The 16,797-nt window shown below is 69.8% G+C and carries 19 protein-coding genes (1 of these 19 cut by a window edge); 12 read left to right on the top strand and 7 right to left on the bottom strand.

Going from position 1 to position 16,797, the window contains the following annotated elements; genetic code table 11:
* Positions 1 to 28: 28 nt before the first annotated feature.
* The 6 genes from thiO to LPC10_RS03105 all read left to right on the top strand — a co-directional run bounded on the left by thiO (position 29) and on the right by LPC10_RS03105 (position 4,453).
* Positions 29 to 1,246, top strand: a complete 1,218-nt coding sequence (gene thiO / locus LPC10_RS03130) for a glycine oxidase ThiO (RefSeq protein ID WP_231345418.1) — start codon at positions 29 to 31, stop codon at positions 1,244 to 1,246.
* A complete protein-coding gene (gene thiS / locus LPC10_RS03125) occupies positions 1,243 to 1,455 on the top strand; it encodes a sulfur carrier protein ThiS (RefSeq protein WP_231345417.1) in 213 nt (70 codons plus the stop codon). The genes thiO and thiS overlap by 4 nt, the downstream gene beginning before the upstream one ends.
* 4 nt (positions 1,456 to 1,459) lie before the next feature.
* On the top strand, positions 1,460 to 2,269 hold the full coding sequence (locus LPC10_RS03120) for a thiazole synthase (protein WP_231345416.1): 810 nt from the start codon (positions 1,460 to 1,462) through the stop codon (positions 2,267 to 2,269).
* A gap of 6 nt (positions 2,270 to 2,275) precedes the next feature.
* On the top strand, positions 2,276 to 2,896 hold the full coding sequence (locus LPC10_RS03115; protein ID WP_231345415.1) for a thiamine phosphate synthase: 621 nt from the start codon (positions 2,276 to 2,278) through the stop codon (positions 2,894 to 2,896).
* Positions 2,897 to 3,039: 143 nt separating this feature from the next.
* Complete coding sequence (locus LPC10_RS03110; protein WP_231345414.1) at positions 3,040 to 3,831, top strand: inositol monophosphatase family protein; 792 nt, start codon at positions 3,040 to 3,042, stop codon at positions 3,829 to 3,831.
* Between the two features lie 76 nt (positions 3,832 to 3,907).
* Positions 3,908 to 4,453 carry an adenine phosphoribosyltransferase gene (locus LPC10_RS03105; protein WP_108938649.1) on the top strand — a complete coding sequence of 182 codons (546 nt, stop codon included), beginning with the start codon at positions 3,908 to 3,910 and terminating at the stop codon, positions 4,451 to 4,453.
* Between the two features lie 53 nt (positions 4,454 to 4,506).
* On the opposite strand, the gene purQ is transcribed toward LPC10_RS03105, so the two are convergent.
* The 5 genes from purQ to LPC10_RS03080 all read right to left on the bottom strand — a co-directional run bounded on the left by purQ (position 4,507) and on the right by LPC10_RS03080 (position 8,051).
* The gene (gene purQ / locus LPC10_RS03100) at positions 4,507 to 5,187 is read right to left on the bottom strand and encodes a phosphoribosylformylglycinamidine synthase subunit PurQ (protein WP_231345413.1); all 681 of its coding nucleotides are present in this window, start codon (positions 5,185 to 5,187) and stop codon (positions 4,507 to 4,509) included.
* Positions 5,187 to 5,426, bottom strand: a complete 240-nt coding sequence (gene purS / locus LPC10_RS03095; RefSeq protein ID WP_108938647.1) for a phosphoribosylformylglycinamidine synthase subunit PurS — start codon at positions 5,424 to 5,426, stop codon at positions 5,187 to 5,189. The genes purQ and purS overlap by 1 nt, the downstream gene beginning before the upstream one ends.
* A gap of 184 nt (positions 5,427 to 5,610) precedes the next feature.
* Positions 5,611 to 5,835: a hypothetical protein gene (locus LPC10_RS03090; RefSeq protein ID WP_108938646.1), complete on the bottom strand. Its 225-nt coding sequence runs from the start codon at positions 5,833 to 5,835 to the stop codon at positions 5,611 to 5,613.
* A 182-nt stretch (positions 5,836 to 6,017) separates the two neighbouring features.
* Entirely contained in the window at positions 6,018 to 6,620 is a 603-nt protein-coding gene (locus LPC10_RS03085) for an ActR/PrrA/RegA family redox response regulator transcription factor (protein WP_108938645.1), read from the bottom strand.
* Positions 6,621 to 6,656: 36 nt separating this feature from the next.
* Positions 6,657 to 8,051 (bottom strand): ActS/PrrB/RegB family redox-sensitive histidine kinase, encoded by a 1,395-nt coding sequence (locus LPC10_RS03080; protein WP_231345412.1) that lies wholly within the window; start codon positions 8,049 to 8,051, stop codon positions 6,657 to 6,659.
* 158 nt (positions 8,052 to 8,209) lie between these two features.
* On the opposite strand from LPC10_RS03080, the gene LPC10_RS03075 reads away from it, so the two are divergent.
* Together LPC10_RS03075 and LPC10_RS03070 are read left to right on the top strand one after the other, a co-directional pair.
* Entirely contained in the window at positions 8,210 to 9,454 is a 1,245-nt protein-coding gene (locus LPC10_RS03075; protein ID WP_231345411.1) for a polyhydroxyalkanoate depolymerase, read from the top strand.
* 194 nt (positions 9,455 to 9,648) lie between these two features.
* Positions 9,649 to 10,374 carry a M48 family metallopeptidase gene (locus tag LPC10_RS03070; RefSeq protein WP_231345410.1) on the top strand — a complete coding sequence of 242 codons (726 nt, stop codon included), beginning with the start codon at positions 9,649 to 9,651 and terminating at the stop codon, positions 10,372 to 10,374.
* A 10-nt stretch (positions 10,375 to 10,384) separates the two neighbouring features.
* On the opposite strand, the gene LPC10_RS03065 is transcribed toward LPC10_RS03070, so the two are convergent.
* The gene (locus LPC10_RS03065) at positions 10,385 to 10,804 is read right to left on the bottom strand and encodes a hypothetical protein (protein WP_231345409.1); all 420 of its coding nucleotides are present in this window, start codon (positions 10,802 to 10,804) and stop codon (positions 10,385 to 10,387) included.
* A gap of 236 nt (positions 10,805 to 11,040) precedes the next feature.
* On the opposite strand from LPC10_RS03065, the gene LPC10_RS03060 reads away from it, so the two are divergent.
* The 4 genes from LPC10_RS03060 to LPC10_RS03045 are packed head-to-tail and all read left to right on the top strand — an operon-like array spanning position 11,041 to position 16,040.
* Positions 11,041 to 11,583: an invasion associated locus B family protein gene (locus LPC10_RS03060; protein ID WP_231345408.1), complete on the top strand. Its 543-nt coding sequence runs from the start codon at positions 11,041 to 11,043 to the stop codon at positions 11,581 to 11,583.
* Positions 11,584 to 11,643: 60 nt separating this feature from the next.
* Positions 11,644 to 12,273, top strand: coding sequence for a hypothetical protein (locus LPC10_RS03055; RefSeq protein ID WP_231345407.1), 630 nt, complete (start codon positions 11,644 to 11,646; stop codon positions 12,271 to 12,273).
* A gap of 30 nt (positions 12,274 to 12,303) precedes the next feature.
* Complete coding sequence (locus LPC10_RS03050) at positions 12,304 to 14,376, top strand: glycosyltransferase (protein ID WP_231345406.1); 2,073 nt, start codon at positions 12,304 to 12,306, stop codon at positions 14,374 to 14,376.
* Positions 14,373 to 16,040: a glycosyltransferase gene (locus LPC10_RS03045; protein ID WP_231345405.1), complete on the top strand. Its 1,668-nt coding sequence runs from the start codon at positions 14,373 to 14,375 to the stop codon at positions 16,038 to 16,040. Before LPC10_RS03050 ends, LPC10_RS03045 begins: the two co-directional genes overlap by 4 nt.
* 4 nt (positions 16,041 to 16,044) lie before the next feature.
* Here the strand turns inward: LPC10_RS03045 and purC are convergent, their stop codons facing one another.
* Positions 16,045 to 16,797, bottom strand: the 3' portion of a protein-coding gene (gene purC, locus LPC10_RS03040) for a phosphoribosylaminoimidazolesuccinocarboxamide synthase (protein ID WP_017487305.1). It continues 42 nt past the right edge of the window; 753 of the gene's 795 nt are visible here — the last part of the coding sequence; its start codon lies off the right edge, out of view; its stop codon occupies positions 16,045 to 16,047.

The following is a 16,797-nucleotide window of genomic DNA, read 5'->3' as shown; positions in this document are numbered from 1 at the left end:
GCAGATCCGCGGAAGGCCCGTTTTTTCGATGTCCGACTTGCTGACCTCGCCGATCGGCCAGCGCCGCTCCCTCGCGATACGCCCGCGCACGGCCGCGTTGCCGCAGCGCGCCGACATTGCGGTCGTGGGGGCCGGGCTGATCGGCCTGTCGATCGCGTGGCGGCTGGCGCAGGCCGGGCGCTCGGTCACCGTGGTGGAGCGGGGACGCGTCGGCAGCGGTGCGAGCCTCGCCGCCACCGGCATGCTCGCTCCGGCCGCCGAGCACGAGCCCGGCTCCGACCTGCTGCTGCCACTGGCGCTCGAATCCCTGCGCCGCTGGCCGGCCTTTCGCGACGCGCTCCAGGCGGCGTCCGGCCAAGTCATCGATTACCGCGCGGACGGTACGCTCGTCATCGCCATCGGCCGCGACGAGGTGGAGCGTCTGCGTTTCCGCCACGACCTGCAGAGGCGCTCGGGCGTCGCCGCCGAGTGGCTCTCCGGTCCGGAGGTGCGCGCCCGCGAGCCGCTGCTGCGCCCCAACGTCACCGCCGGCATCCTCTGTCCGCTGGATGCGCAGGTCGATCCCCGCCTCGTGATGGAGGCGCTGCTCTGCGCCTGCGAGGCGGCGGGTGTCGCCATCGTCGAGGATGTCGCCGTCGAAGGATTGGAGCGCCAGGGCGGGCGCGTCACAGGTCTACGCGCGGATGGCCGCGTGCTCGCAGCCGAGACGGTGATCTTGGCCGCCGGTGCCTGGAGCGGGGAGGCGGGCCTGCTGCCCGACGACCTCGCGCTTCCGGTGCGCCCGCTCAAGGGTCAGTCGCTGGCGCTGCGCACCACCCGGCGCACCGGCACCCTCTCCCGCATGGTCTGGACCGACGCCGTGCACATGGCGCCCAAGGGCGACGGGCACCTCATCGTCGGCGCGACCGTGGAGGATTGCGGCTTCAACAGCGGCGTCACCGCGGGCGGCCTATTCGCCCTGCTCGAAGGGGCGCGTCGCGTCTTGCCCGGCATCGAGGAGATGGAAATCGATGCGGTCTGGAGCGGTTTCCGCCCGACCTCGGACGACGACGCGCCAATCATCGAGGAGGCTGCACCCGGCCTCGTGGTGGCCACCGGCCATCACCGCAACGGCTACCTGCTCGCGCCCGCCACCGCCGACGCGGTCGCGGCCCTCGTCGGCGAGGGCGCGCTGCCGGATTTCGCCCGCGGCTTCGGCCGCGCGCGCTTCGCGTCAAACGAGAACCGGGGGAGGGCCGTGGCATGAGGCTGACCGTCAACGGAGAGCCTTGCGAGCGCGAGGTGCCGGACCTTGCCGCCTTGTTCGCGGCGGAAGCCGAGGAGCGGGGCATCGAGAGTTCTGAAGGCATCGCCATCGCCGTCAACGGCCGCGTCGTGCGGAAAACCGCCTGGGGCCAGACAGCCCTCAACGAGGGCGACCGCATCGAGATCGTCCGCGCCATGCAGGGAGGCTGAGCGCATGAACCATCACGACACCACCCTCGCCCAGACATCCGCTGAAGGGGACGACGCGCTGGAGATCGCCGGCGTGCGGCTTGCCTCGCGGCTGTTCATCGGCACGGCGGGCTATCCGAGCCAGGAGATCATGGCGCAGTCGGTGCGGGCCTCGGGCGCCGAGGTCGTCACCGCCTCGATCCGCCGGGTCTCACTCCAGGGCCACGGCTCGGACACCTTTCAGAAGTTGAAGGGCGCCCGCTTCTTGCCCAACACCGCCGGCTGCGAGACGGCACGCGACGCGATCATGACCGCCGAACTCGCCCGCGAGGCGCTCGGCACCAACTGGATCAAGGTCGAGGTGATCGGCGACCGCGAGACGCTCTATCCGGACGTGACCGAGCTGCTCGAAGCCTGCCGCCACCTCGTCGATGACGGATTCACGGTGCTGCCCTACTGCAACGACGATCCGGTGATCTGCGAGCGGCTGGCCGATCTCGGCTGTGCCGCGGTGATGCCGATGGGTTCGCTGATCGGCTCCGGCATGGGCATCGCCAACCCGGCCAATATCGAGCTGATCTGCCGCCGGTCAAAGGTGCCGGTGATCGTCGATGCCGGTATCGGCACCGCCTCGGACGCGGTGATCGCCATGGAACTCGGGGCGGCGGCCTGCCTCATCAATACCGCGGTCGCCAAGGCCGACGATCCGGTGCGGATGGCGTCTGCCATGCGCCACGCCGTCGAGGGCGGCCGCCTCGCCCACCGCGCCGGGCGCATCCCGCGCCGTGGCCGGGCCGAGCCGTCGAGCCCGCAGCTCGGCCTCGTCGGGTCGTGAGGGCAGGTGGCGCTTCCACCCCTCCTCGTCGTCACCGATCGCCACGGCGCCGACCGGCCGCTGCGTGAGACCGTCCGCGCGGCGGTGGCGGGCGGTGCCCGCTTCGTCTGGCTGCGCGACCGCGATCTCGGACGCGACGCACGGCTAGATCTCGCCCGCGACCTGATCGCGATCCTGGCGCCGGCCGGCGGCTATCTCGTCGTCGGCGGCGACGTGGATCTCGCGGCAGAGACGGGCGCACACGGTGTCCACCTGACGGGCTCGGGCGGGATCGAGGGGATCCACGCAGCGCGGCAACGTCTCGGCCCCGCTGCGCTGATCGGGTTCTCGGCCCATTCGGTTGCCGAGATCGCGGCGGCGGCGGCGGCGGCGGGCGCCGACTACGCCACCCTCAGTCCGATCTTCCCCACCGCGAGCAAGCCTGGCTACGGCCCCGCCCTCGGCCTCAATGCGCTTCGTGCCGCCTCGGTCCACCGCCTACCGGTCTTCGCGCTCGGCGGGATCGACGCGGATAACGCCCGCGCCTGCCGGGAGTCCGGATCTGCCGGCGTCGCGGTGATGGGCGGCGCGATGCGCGGACCCGATCCGCGGGGCGCGGCCGTCCGCTTCCTCGCCAGCCTCGGCTGAGGACGGCGCGCCCCACTCGGCGGTTCCTGCCGGATACCGGCCTTGCGCCGATCACCCCTGGCGCTGCGGCGCAAGGCGTATAGAAGCGCTGACAGATTTTTCTTCCAGCAGGGCCTCCTTACAGGGGCTGCGAGCCGACTTGCATGATCAACTCTCCCCTCATGACCGTCATGGTCGATGCCGTGCGCAAGGCCGCCCGTGGGCTCAAGCGCGACTTCGGCGAGATCGAGAACCTTCAGGTCTCCCGCAAGGGCCCCGGCAACTTCGTCTCGGCCGCCGACCGGAAGGCCGAGGAAGTGTTGCGCGACGCGCTGATGAAGGCGCGGCCCGGCTACGGCCTCATCATGGAAGAGAGCGGCAACATCGAGGGTACCGACAAGAGCCATACCTGGCATGTCGATCCCCTCGACGGCACCACGAACTTCCTGCACGGCATCCCGCATTTCGCGATCTCGGTCGGGCTGGAGCGCGACGGCCAGATCGTCGCCGGCGTGATCTACGATCCGGCCAAGGACGAGCTGTTCATCGCCGAGCGCGGCAAGGGCGCCTTCCTCAACAACCGGCGCCTGCGCGTCTCCGGCCGCCAGGACTTCGCCGACGCGCTCGTCGCCTACGGCACGCCTTATCTCGGCCGTGGCAGCCACGGCCGGCTGCTCAAGGAGGTCGCCGCGGTGATGGCGGTCTCCGGCGGCACCCGCCGCCTCGGCTCGGCGGCGCTCGATCTCGCCTACGTCGCCTGCGGACGGACCGACCTCTACTGGGAGCGCGACCTCCAGACCTGGGACATCGCGGCGGGCATCATCCTCGTGCGCGAGGCCGGCGGCTTCGTCTCCAGCGCGGATGGCGGCGCCGAGCCGCTCGCCGCCCGCTCGGTGGCCTGTGGCAACGAGGTGCTGCACCGCGAGTTGATCGGCCTGCTGCGCAAGGCCGCCTGACAGGACAGAGGCTTGGCTTCATGCCGAGCCTTCTGCTCTAACCGCCGCGATCTTCGAAAAGAATCGAGCGCCCCGCATGGAAGTCCGCCGCCACTCCGCCCTGAAGGACTCGATCCGCTCGATTCCCGATTACCCGAAGCCGGGCATCATATTCCGCGATATCACCACGCTGCTCAGCGATCCGCGCTCGTTCCGTCGCGCGGTCGATTCGCTGGTGCATCCTTATGCGGGCGGGCGGATCGATCAGGTCGCGGGCATCGAGGCGCGCGGCTTCATCCTCGGCGGCGCGGTGGCGCACCAGCTCTCTTCGGGCTTCGTGCCGATCCGCAAGAAGGGCAAGCTGCCCCACAAGACCGTCTCGACGGCCTACGCGCTGGAATACGGTACCGACGAGATCGAGATCCATGTCGATGCGATCAAGCCGGGCGACCGGGTGATCCTTGTCGACGATCTCATCGCCACCGGTGGTACCGCGACGGCGGCGGTGAACCTGCTGCGCCAGCTCGGTGCCGAGGTGATCGCCGCCTGCTTCGTCATCGACTTGCCGGAGATCGGCGGCGCCCAGCGCCTGCGTGACCTCGGCGTCACGGTCCGCACGCTGATGGAATTCGAGGGGCACTAAAGGCCGCCCCTGCAACCGGCTCTTTCGGCCCCGTTGAACGGGGCCGAGAAGCCTCAGGCCGCCAGGCTGTCGAACAGCCCCTTGCCGTCTGTGCCACCGACGAGGCCGTCCACGAAGTTTTCCGGGTGGGGCATCATGCCGAGCACATTGCGCGTCTCGGAATAGATACCGGCGATGGAGTTGAGCGAGCCGTTGCGGTTCGCATCCTCTGTCAGGGTCCCGCCGGCGTCGCAGTAGCGGAACGCCACGCGGCCTTCGCCCTCGAGGCGGTGGATCGTCTCGGAATCGGCGAAGTAGTTGCCCTCACCATGCGCCACGCAGACGTCGATCACCTGACCCTCGGTATAGGCCGAGGTGAAGCGCGTGTCCGTGCGCTCGACGCGCAGGAACTGCCGATGACAGATGAAGCGGCGGTTGACGTTGCGCATCAGCACGCCGGGCAGGAGGCCGGACTCGCACAGGATCTGAAAGCCGTTGCAGATGCCGAGCACGAGGCCGCCGCGGGCGGCGTGCGCGCGCACCGCATCCATGGCCGCCGCCCGGCCGGCGATGGCGCCGCAGCGCAGATAGTCGCCGTAGGAGAAGCCGCCCGGCACCACCGCGAGATCGGTGCCCGCCGGCAATTCGGTGTCGGCGTGCCAGACGCTGACGACCTCCGCGCCGGAGCGGCGGAGCGCGCGGGCCACGTCGCCGTCGCGATTCGAGCCCGGAAAGACGACGACGGCGGCGCGCATCAGGCGATCTCGACGGTGTAGTTCTCGACGACGGTGTTCGCGAGCAGCTTCTCGCAGGCGGCCTTTAGCGTCGCCTCGGCCTGTTCGCGGCTCTCGGAGGCGACCTCCAAGTCGAAGACCTTGCCCTGACGCACGCCGGAGACCTCCTCGATCCCGAACGACTTCAGGGCCGCTTCGATCGCCTTCCCCTGAGGGTCGAGAACGCCGGTCTTCAAGGTGACGACGATGCGGGCTTTCATGGCAGAAACTCGTTTGGAAGAGGCGCGGGTCGGACCGCAGGAGAGCTATGCTCGAGGAACCGGTGCCCGACCACGCGCGAAAAGTCCGAATACCGCGTCGCGGTCGGAACGCAGATGACAAACGGATCGCAGCAGAAGGAAACTCTATCGCGATTTCGTGATAGCGTCACCGCGACATCCTCCTCTATCGACGTTTCGCCGATCCGATCGGCTCGGCTTCCGTGGCACGGCGCCAGAGCTGGACCATGATCCAGGCGGCGACGAGGCTGAACAGGCCCATGAGGATGTGACCGACTTGGTCGCCCAGGTCGAGCAATCCGGCGAGGGCCCAGCCGGCAGCAATAGCCGCGGCGAACACTTCCGTGCCGACCAGCACCATCAGCCCCAGGATCGTGATGAGGTTCCGCATACGCGCGTAAGCCTGTTCAACTCTTCGAGCGGCGAAGTAGCCCGAGGCCGGTGTCCGGCGCAACTGCCCGTTCCGGCGCTCCGCCGCCTATGCGGCCAGCGGTCAGGACAAACGAGGTGGAAAACGAAACGGCCGGCGGTGTCCCGCCAGCCGCTCGGATCCCGCTCGTGCGGTCCTCTCCGTCAGCGCGGCGCGCGCTTGGCGAGGATGCGCTGAAGGGTGCGCCGGTGCATGTTGAGGCGCCGGGCGGTCTCGGACACGTTGCGCCCACACAGCTCGTAGACCCGCTGGATATGCTCCCACCGGACCCGGTCGGCCGACATCGGATTTTCCGGTGGATCGGCGCGCTCGCCCGGCTGCGCCATCAGCGTGCCGTGGATCTCGTCCGCATCCGCAGGCTTGGCGAGGTAGTCGAAGGCGCCGAGCTTCACCGCAGTCACGGCGGTCGCGATGTTGCCGTAGCCTGTCAGGATCACGCCGCGCGCCTCGGGGCGGCGCTCCTTGAGGCGGGCGATCACGTCGAGCCCGTTGCCGTCGCCCAATCGCATGTCGATCACGGCGAAGGCGGGCGCTTTGTTCTCGACCGCCGCGACGCCCTCGCTCACGCTCTCGGCCACATGCACCTCGTAGCCACGCGCCTCCATGGCCCGGGCAAGGCGGGTCGAGAACGGCCTGTCGTCGTCAACGATCAGCAGGCTGCGATCGCTGAAGGCGGCGAGAGGATCGGAATCGGAAAGAAAAGCGGTGTCCGAGCCTGGCACCGTCGTCCCGCTCTGCGTCAGCATGCGGCACTCCTCGTCGGTTCGTGTCATCTATGTGCATTATATGGGTGCGGCATCGCGTTCCGTTAGGGGTCGCAGAGAATTGTGCGCAACGCGATGGGGCGCAATCGCTTCCCTCTCGAAAACGTGACGTGCCCAGGTCACGCGCACCAGGGCGCCATGGGCTCCGGCTTCCGTGATGTTCGACAGGAGAAGCTGCGCGCCGGAGCGTTCGATCAGCGTCTTGGCAATAAACAGGCCAAGCCCGAGACCGCCGCCAGCCTCGTCGGGATTGCGTGAGCGACCAGGGCTCCGGGTCGTGACGTAGGGCTCGCCCGCGCGCAGCAGCACTTCGCTGGGAAAGCCCGGCCCGTCGTCGCGGATCGTCAGCGTCACGCGCTCGGCGGTCCAGCGGGCCTCGACCAGAACCCGCGACTCGGCGAAATCCACGGCGTTGTCGAGGATGTTGGCGAGCCCGAACATCACCCCCGCGTTGCGACGACAGACCGGCTCCGGCCCTTCGCCCTGCTTCGACACCTCGACGGCGATGCCCAGCGCGCGCTGGGGGGCGACCAGTTCCTCGACGAGGTGGCCGAAGGTGACGGTTTGCAGGAAGGTCTCCCCTTCCTCGGTCTCCTCCCCCATGGAGGTGAGCTTCGAGAGGATGCCGCGGCAGCGATCCACCTGATCGCGCAACAGGCTGAGGTCCTCGGCGATGGCCGGCGAAGCGGTGGGGCCGAGCTGCCGGTCGAGCTCCTTGGCGACGAGCATGATGGTGCCGAGCGGCGTGCCGAGTTCGTGGGCCGCCGCCGCGGCGAGGCCGTCGAGCTGCGACAGATGCTGCTCGCGGGCGAGCACCAGTTCGGTCGCCGCGAGCGCGCGGGCGAGCTGGCGCGTCTCCTCCGCCACCCGCCACGCGTAGACGCCGGTGAAGGCGGTGCCGAGGAGGATCGCGGTCCAGACCCCCGAGACGTAGAGGAAGGGCAGCTCGATCCGCCCGTCGGCGAACCAGGGCAGGGGACGGTGGACGAGGGCAAGCAGGGTGGCGAGCCCCACCGCCAGAAGCCCCAGCGCCAGTGTCCGCTCCGGCGGTAGCGCGGTGGCCGAGATCAGCACGGGGGCCAGGAACAGGAGCGAGAACGGATTCTGCAGGCCGCCGGTGAGGAACAGCAGGCCCGCGAGCTGGACGATATCGAAGGCCAGCAGGAGTGCGGCCGAATCGTCGCTCAGGCGGTAGCTCGCGGGAAAACGGATCCGCAGCGCGAGGTTGAGCCAGCACGAGGCGGCGATGACGAGGAAGCACCAACCGAAGGGCAGGTTGAGGCCGAGGCCGAACTGCGCGCCGACGACCGCTGCGCTCTGTCCGGTGAGCGCGAGCCAGCGCAGGCGCACGAAGGTGTCGAGGCGCAGGTGGCGGCCCGTCGGCGTGAACGTTTCGTGGGCCGCTTCCATCATGGTGCGGCTACGATAGGGCCGGCCTGGGGCGAGTCCACCGGCCTGTTCAAAGATGCCGCGGCCGAAAGCGTGGTCTTGCCGGATTTCTCCGCCAGCAACATACGATAAGATCGACTCGGTACCGGTCGATTGGCCGACCGGAACGGGGGAGTGCCGAAATGGATCTGGCGTATCTCTGGTACGAGACGGCCCGCGCGATGCTGACGCCGGCCCGCATCGCGGCGGATGCGACCCGACACAGTCTGGGCAATCCGAGCAACCCCCTGGCCTATGGTCCTTACGCCCGCTCGACGGCCGCCGCGCTCGAGATGTTCGAGCGCGTGACACGCCGCTACGGCAAGCCGGCCTTCGGTCTGTCGAGCACCGTGATCGACGGCCGGATCGTTCCGGTCTCGGAGCGTGTCGTCTGGGAGCGGCCCTTCGCGCGCGTGATCGCCTTCGACCGGGCGCTGCCGGCGGGGCACACGGAGCCGCAGCCCAAGCTTCTGATCGTAGCGCCGATGTCGGGCCATTACGCGACGCTCCTGCGCGGCACCGTCGAGGCGATGCTGCCCAACCATCGGGTCTTCATCACGGATTGGTCCGACGCGCGGATGGTGCCGCTGCTGGACGGGCGCTTCGATCTCGACACGTATATCGACTACCTCCAGGCGATGTTCCGGGACCTCGGTCCGGACCTGCACATCATGGCCGTCTGCCAGCCCGCCGTGCCGGTCTTCGCCGCCGTTGCGCTGATGGAGGCAGCCCATTCGGCCCATGTGCCGGTTTCGATGACCCTGATGGGCGGGCCGATCGATACCCGCCGCTCGCCGACCGCCGTGAACGGCCTCGCGCAGGAGCGCGGCATGGCCTGGTTCGAGAAGAACTGCATCACGGTGGTGCCCCCGCTCTATCCGGGGGCGATGCGCCGGGTCTATCCCGGCTTCCTGCAGCTCTCGGGCTTCATGGCGATGAACCTCGATCGGCACGTCACCGCGCATACCGACATGTTCCACCACCTCGTGACCGGGGACGGTGATTCGGCGGAGAAGCACCGCGACTTCTACGACGAGTACCTCGCGGTGATGGACCTTACGGCGGAGTTCTACCTCCAGACGGTGCAGACCGTGTTCGTCGACCATGCCTTGCCGCGTGGGCGCATGCGCCATGCCGGCCGGCTGGTGGATCTCTCGGCGATCCGCCGCTGCGCCATCCTCGCGGTCGAGGGCGAGAACGACGATATCTCCGGCGTCGGCCAGACCAAGGCCGCCCTCGACCTCACGCCGAACCTGCCCGATGCCCGCAAGGCCTATCACCTGCAGGAGAAGGTGGGGCATTACGGCGTATTCAACGGTTCCCGCTTCCGCTCGGTCATCGCGCCCCGCATCGCCCGCTTCCTGCGGGAGATGGAGGGGAGCGCCTGATCGCGGGCGAGCGCAGTGCTTGAGCATCGTCCTGGAAATCGATTCAGGACGATGTTCTCCTCTCTTGTTTTCGCATCGTCTTTTTCCGAAAGCCGGCGGCCACCTTTCGGGACGATGCTTGAGCGGGTGAATTTCCGGTGAGAGACGGATTGCTGGGATGGCTGAGCCGGCCGCCTGCGGCTAGGTTTGCCGCCATGACGCGCGCCCTGCTGCGACGGCCGGATCCGGATCACATCGAGATCGCCCATGAGGGACAGACCTTCCGCGTCGCCGTCCTGCGGCGCCCCACCGCGCGCCGGCTGACGCTGCGGGTCTCCAGCGCCACCGGCGCCGTGGTGCTGACGCTGCCGACCCGCTCGTCGCTCGCCACGGCGCAGAAATTCGCCCAGAACCACGGCGGCTGGATCGCCACCCGCCTCGCCAAGCTGCCCGAGCGCGTCCCCTTCGCGGCGGGCTCGGTCATCCCGTTGCGCGGCGTGCCGCACCGAATCGTGCCGCGCGAGGGCCGCGGCACGGCCGAGGCCGATCCCGAGAGCGGGACACTCGCCGTTCCGGGCGATCCCGCCCACATGCCGCGCCGCGTCCGCGAATTTCTGACGCGGGAAGCGCGGCGCGACCTGTCGCAATCGGTGGCGGCCTACGCGGCTCGGCTCGGCCAGCGGCCGGCGCGGGTTACGCTGCGCGACACGCGCAGCCGCTGGGGCTCCTGCACCGCCCGCGGCGAGCTGAACTTCTCCTGGCGGCTGATCCTCGCGCCCCCGGTGGTGCTCGACTATCTCGTCGCCCACGAGATGGCGCATCTGCGGGAGATGAACCATTCCCCGCGCTTCTGGGCGCTCACCAATGACCTCTGCCCCCATGTCGAGGAGGCGGAACGCTGGCTGAAGCGGCACGGCTCGGAGCTGCACCGCTACGGCTGAGGCGTTCGGCTCAGTACTTCGTCACGACCGCCCGGCTACGCGCGGCAGCCGGTTCGGCCGGCCAGGTCGGGCGCGGATCGACGTGGCCCGGCCACAGCGTGCGGGGCGCGACGTTCTCGCAGACTTCGCGCTGACGCAGGTAGGTTGGGCGGCCCGAGGCGTCGCGGCGCAGCACCGTGCCCCCGTCCCGGCAGAAGCCGGCGATGGCCGCCGCATCACCGCGCAGGCGACCGCGCGGGTTCCTCTCCACCGGCGGGTGCTCGATGGTGAGCGGCGCTTGATGGTTGAGCGAGCGCTCGACATAGGTCGTCGTCGCTTCCGGCGGCAGGTAGTCCGATTCCTCGAAGGGCAGGGACAGGGCGGAGGCGCCCCCCGAGCCCAGCGCGGCGAGGAGCGTCGCGAGGGCGAGGGAAGAGGCGAGGCGGCGCATGGCGGGTTCCTCGGATGATGGAGAGCTTGGCCTTAGTGTAGGGCAGTGCGGCGCCAAGCGGTAGCCGGTTCGCCTCAATCTCGACACACCCTCGCCGCGATCGCTTGACACCGGGGACCCTGCATGGTCCCAACGCCCCAGCCCGTGCGGCGCTTCCCACAGCCTCATTGCGCCAGCGCGAGGGGCACCCGCCCGGGACCGGACGCCGCCTCAGGAAGCGATCGATCGGAGTTCGTATGAGTCTGTTTGCGGGCGTGGTTCGCGCGGTTCGGCCGGAATCCGGTCGCCGTCTTGCGCTGGCGGCCGCGGCCATCGCTACGATCCTGGCCGGAGGCGGCGCCGCGCAGGCTCAGGGCAACGTGCGAAAAACCTTCGATGACTGGCAACTGCGCTGCGAAACGCCGGCCGGTGCCAAGGCCGAGCAGTGCGCCCTGGTGCAGTACGTGGCGGCGGAAGACCGGCCGAACCTCAGTCTCGTGGTCATCGTGCTGAAGCTCGCGGACAACCGCGGCTACCTGATGCGGGTGCAGGCACCGCTCGGGATCCTGCTGCCCTACGGTCTCGGGCTTAAGATCGACCAGACCGATATCGGCCGCGCCAGCTTCGTGCGGTGCATCACGCCGGGCTGCATCGCCGAGGTGGTGATGGACGAGGGCCTGATCAAATCGCTGCGCGGCGGCTCGCAGGCGACCTTCATCGTCTTCCAGACGCCGGAGGAGGGGGTCGGCATCCCGGTCTCGACCAAGGGGTTCGGCCCCGGTTTCGACGCGCTCAAGTAGGATCGTTCGGCTCCGGAGCGTTCGAGGGGACCGCCAGGGAAGGCAGGGAACGGTCAGACGATGCGCAGAGGCTTGATCATTTTCGCCGGGTTGGTGCTAGCCGTTCCCGGAGCGGCGCTGGCCGAATCCGGCGGCTTCTTCAAGAACATGTTCGGCGGGGGCGAGGGCGGGTCATCGTCCGTGACCGCGCCCCGCGCGCAGGACCCCGACGACGTCTATTGCCCGCCGGTCTTCGTGCCGGATGGCGGCGCCGCGATTCAGGCCTTTGCCGGAGCGGCAGGCGACAAGACCCGCCTTCGCCACCAGATCGTGTTCGCGCGGCTCAGCCGCGAGTGCAAGGCGCGGCCGGACGGCTCGGTGGCGGTCCGCGTCGGCGTCGAGCTGCGCGCCCTGCTCGGCCCGGCCGGCGCCGCCGGGCGCTTCGAGGCGCCCGTGACCATCGCGGTGAAGTACAACGAGCAGCCCGTCATGGCGCGCACCCACCGCGTCGCCGTCTCCGTGCCGGCTGGCGCCGTGCAGGGCGAGGCGACGGTGATCGAGAACGATCTCTCCGTGCCCGCCGACAAGGCGACGGGCTACGACATCGAGGTGACCCTGGCCGGTGCGGCGCGGGCGAAGCCGGCTGCGCGCCGCCGCAAGCCCGCGCCCGCCGTGGCGGCGGAGCAGAGCGAGGCACCGGCCGACCCATGATCGCGTCGCTTTCGCGCCACGGCACGGCCCATGCCGGAGGACGGCATCGCTCATTCTGATGCCTGGCGCGGGGCGCGGCGGAATCTCTGGCGAGGCCGGGAGACGCCGTTCTCGCTCGCGCTCACCGATGACCCGCTGTTCGACCGCCGTCTCCTCGTGCCGGATGCCTTCCGCAACCCGCAGAAGGGTCGTTGGCTCGTCCTGTCCTATACGCTGCCGGCGCGAGCCCGGCCGCAGCGGCCGCTGCTGCGCCTGCTGCGTGCAGGGGGGCGGCATGACAGCTTCGTCCTGCCCGGACTCGCCCTCGGCACGGCACACTGGCTCGGCTACCTGCCCGACGACTGCGAGCGCATCGAGATCGCCGCGGAACCGGGCTTCGTTCTGGAGCGGGTCGGGCTGCGTAGGAGCGCGAGCGTCGTCGCGGAAGCCCTGCTGAAGCGGCCCCTGCGCGCGGCCGCGGCCCTGCGCGCCGGGCTCGTTCGCGACGAGCGGCGGTGGCGCGACAGCCTGCGCGGAGCCTGCGCCGTGACGCCGCTCGGCCGCTACCCGGCCTGGAAGGCGGCGCGTCCGTCTCGATCGGGGCCGGCCGAGCCCGCATCGGGCGCCTCGATCCGCCTTGTCCTTCCCGCAACCTTCGCGCGGGCGGATGCCGTGGCGCGCAGCGTAGCGAGCCTGCTTGCACAGACGCATGCCGATTGGTCCCTCCTCATCGCCTGGACCGATGGCGATCCGCCCGGCAAGCCGGCAGGAACCGATCCGCGCGTGTCGTCTGCCACCTGGGATCCGGTTGCCACGCTCCGAGACCTCTGCGGAAACGTCGACCTCTTCGGACTGCTCCGCCCCGGTGACGTCCTGGCTCCGGAAGCGCTGGGCCTGCTCGCCGGCGGCTTCGAGACGGAGGCGGCCGAGTGGGTCTACGCCGACGAGGAGGTCGGCGGGCAGACGATCAGGCCGCGCCTCAAGCCGGATTGGAGCCCCGACCTTGCCCTCGTCACCGGCTATGTCGGCGCCCCCGCCCTGGTCGCGCGCACCTTCCTGGCCACCCTGCCGGCCGAGCCGGTGGGCTCATCCGAGAACGCGGCTCTCGCCCTGGATCTCGCGGCCGGAACCGCGGCCCGCGTCGCCCACATCCCGCGGATTCTGTGCCGCCGTGAGCCTTTCGCCGTCGACGCATCCGCCCGCGCATCGCACCTCGACCGGCATCTGCGCGCCGCGGACTCGCCGGCGCGGGCCATGTTCCATCAGGATCGCCTCGATCTGCACTGGCCGCGCCCCGAGCCGGCACCGCTCGTCAGCGTCATCATCCCCTCGCGCGACCGGCTCGAGCTTATTGCGCGCGTCACCGAGGGCGTCCTCCAGAAGACTGACTATCCCGCGATCGAGCTGGTGATCGTGGACAACGGCTCGACCGAGCCGGCGGTGCTCGCGCTGTACGACCGGCTGCGCGCCGATCCGCGGGTGCGGATCGAGCCTCATCCGCATCCCTTCAATTTCTCCGCGATGGTCAATGCCGGCGCGCGCGCGGCGCAGGGCGAGATCCTCGTGTTGCTCAACAACGACGTGGCGGTGCTGCGGCCGGATTGGCTCGACGTCCTCACGGCCCAAGCCGCCCGCCCCGAGGTCGGCGCCGTCGGTGCCAAGCTCCTCTACGAGGATGGACGGCTCCAGCATGCCGGCGTGGTGGTGGGACTCGGTGGAGAGGCCGGGCACATCCTGCGGCGGCGTCCCGCCGGCACACCCGGTCATCTCGATCGCCTGACCGTGGCGCACGAGGTCTCCGGCGTCACGGCGGCCTGCCTCGCCGTGACGCGGGAGAAGTATCGGGCGGTGGGCGGCTTCGACGAGGCGACCTTCCCGATCGACTTCAACGACATCGATTTCTGCCTGCGTCTCGGGGCGCGGGGCTGGAAGACGATGTGGACGCCGCACGCCGTCCTGTCCCACCTCGAATCAGTGAGCCGTGGCCGGCCGGTCGGCGCCGCGCGGGCCCGCTTCGAGCGCGAGGCGGCCGCCTTCACCGAGCGCTGGCGCGGCGTGATCCGGCACGATCCATTCTACCATCCGGCCCTGTCGCTCACGACGTTCGGCGAGGAGCTGGAATGAGCGCCGAGGGCCGGCCCGACATTTGGCCCGACGCGCTGCGCTTCGCCGCCGAGCCCGCGCCGGGACGCCTCGCGCTCGCCCTCCGCGCTCTGCGCCATCCGCGACGCCTGCTGCCGATCCTGCTCGCCCGCCTCTCTGGCCGGCGGCTGCGAGCGGCGCAGCGCTTCATCGCTCTGGCCGGTGCCCATCATCACCTGCGCTGGCCCGCCGACCTCGTGCCGTCCCCCGAGCCGCCCGCCGCCCTGGCCGCGGCCGGAATCGCCTGCGTCGCGCCCGATGCGGAGGGCGCGATCCGTATCGCGCCGGACGGACAGCCGATCGTTCTCCTCTCGACTGACGGCCAGCAGGTCGTGGCCGGCGCGTCCGCTGTCATTGCCGCCGCCTTCACCGATCCGGATCTCCACGCCCTGTACGGCGACGCCCTGTACCGCCGTGGGCCCAGGGGTCCCTGGCTCCCTCTGCTGCGCCCGGCCTTCGATCGGGATTACCTGCGATCGGTTGATTACCTCGGCCCCGTGATCGCCTTCCGTCGCGCCAGCCTCGTAGGTGCGGCGCCGATCGCCGGTGCTGCCCCTCTCGACCTCGCCTTGGGCGTCGCGGAAAGGTTCGGCTCGACCGCCGTGCGCCACCTCCCGCGCATCCTTTCCCTCGGACACTTCGAGGGGGAGGGGGGCGGACGAGAGGAACGCCGCCATGCCCGCTTGAGAGCCGTCGAGCGCGATCTCGACCGTGCGGGGGAGGGGGGCACGCCCGTCCTCCTCGAGCGGGGCGGGGTGATCCGGCTCGACCGATCTTTGCCGGAGCCGCGCCCCCTCGTCAGCCTGATCGTGCCGACCCGCGACCGGCTCGACCTGCTCCGGCCCTGCATTGAGAGCCTGCGCCACCGTACCGACTGGCCGGCCAAGGAGATCCTGATCTGCGACAACGGCAGCTGCGATCTCGCAACGCTCGCCTATTTCCGCACCCTCGAGGAGCAGGACGCGGCACGGATCGTCGCCTGTCCCGGCCCCTTCAATTTCGCCGCCATCAACAACCGCGTCGCCGCGCAGGCGCGCGGACGCCTCCTCGCCTTCATCAACAACGACGTCGAGGCCGAGGCGCCGGACTGGCTGGAGCGCATGGTGCGCGAGGCGTTGCGCCCCGAGATCGGGGCGGTCGGCGCCCGCTTGATCGACGGCGAGGGGCGCATCCAGCACGGCGGCATCGTGCTCGGCACCGGAGGGCTCGCCACCCACGGCCACCGCCACTTTGCCGGGGACGCCGCCGGCTATCTCGGCGCCCTGCGCGCCACGCGACGCGTCTCGGCCGTGACCGCCGCCTGCCTCGTCATCGAGGCCAACAAGTTCGTCCGCGCCGGCGGCTTCGATACATCGGCCTTCGCGATCGACTTCAACGACGTCGATCTTTGTCTCCGGCTGAACGCGCTCGGGCTGCACACGCTCTATGTCGGCGGCGCCGTGCTTCACCACCGGGAATCGGCGAGCCGCCGGCCCTCGCCGGAGGCCGCCGCCCGCCATCGTCGCGAGGTCGAGGCGTTCAAAAAGCGATGGGGACCGCTGCTAGCGCAGGACCCCCATTATCATCCGGGCTTCGATCCGGACCTCTCGACCTATCTGCGCCTGCGCCGCGGCTGGACCGGCCTGGAGCCGGCCGCATTGCGCTAACGGTTTACTGCACCAGGCGCGGGCCGCCGGTCTGGACCTTCTCGTTCTCGGACATGATGCCGAGACGCTTGGCGACTTCCGTGTAGGCCTCGATCAGACCGCCGAGATCCTTGCGGAAGCGGTCCTTGTCGAGCTTGTCCGACGACTTGATGTCCCACAGCCGGCAGGAATCCGGGGAGATCTCGTCGGCAACGACGATGCGCATCAGGTCGCCCTCCCACAGGCGACCGGTCTCCATCTTGAAATCGACGAGGCGGATGCCGACGCCGAGGAAGAGGCCGGACAGGAAGTCGTTGACGCGGATGGCGAGCGCCATGATGTCGTCGATCTCCTGGGGCGTGGCCCAGCCGAACGCGGTGATGTGCTCTTCCGACACCATCGGGTCGTTGAGCTGATCGTTCTTGTAGTAGAATTCGATGATCGAGCGCGGGAGCTGGGTGCCTTCCTCGAGTCCCAGCCGCTGGGCGAGCGAGCCCGCCGCCACGTTGCGCACGACCACTTCGAGCGGGATGATCTCGACCTCACGGATCAACTGCTCGCGCATGTTGAGCCGCCGGATGAAGTGGGTCGGCACGCCGATGTCGTTGAGGTGCTGGAAAACGAACTCGGAGATCCGGTTGTTCAGCACGCCCTTGCCGTCGATCACCTCGTGCTTCTTGGCATTGAAGGCGGTCGCGTCGTCCTTGAAGTGCTGGATGAGCGTCCCCGGCTCCGGTCCCTCGTAGAGGACCTTCGCCTTGCCCTCGTAGATGCGACG

Origin of the sequence: Methylorubrum sp. B1-46, from assembly GCF_021117295.1 — a bacterium.
GTDB lineage: Bacteria > Pseudomonadota > Alphaproteobacteria > Rhizobiales > Beijerinckiaceae > Methylobacterium.
This window is presented reverse-complemented; position numbering and strand designations above follow the sequence as displayed.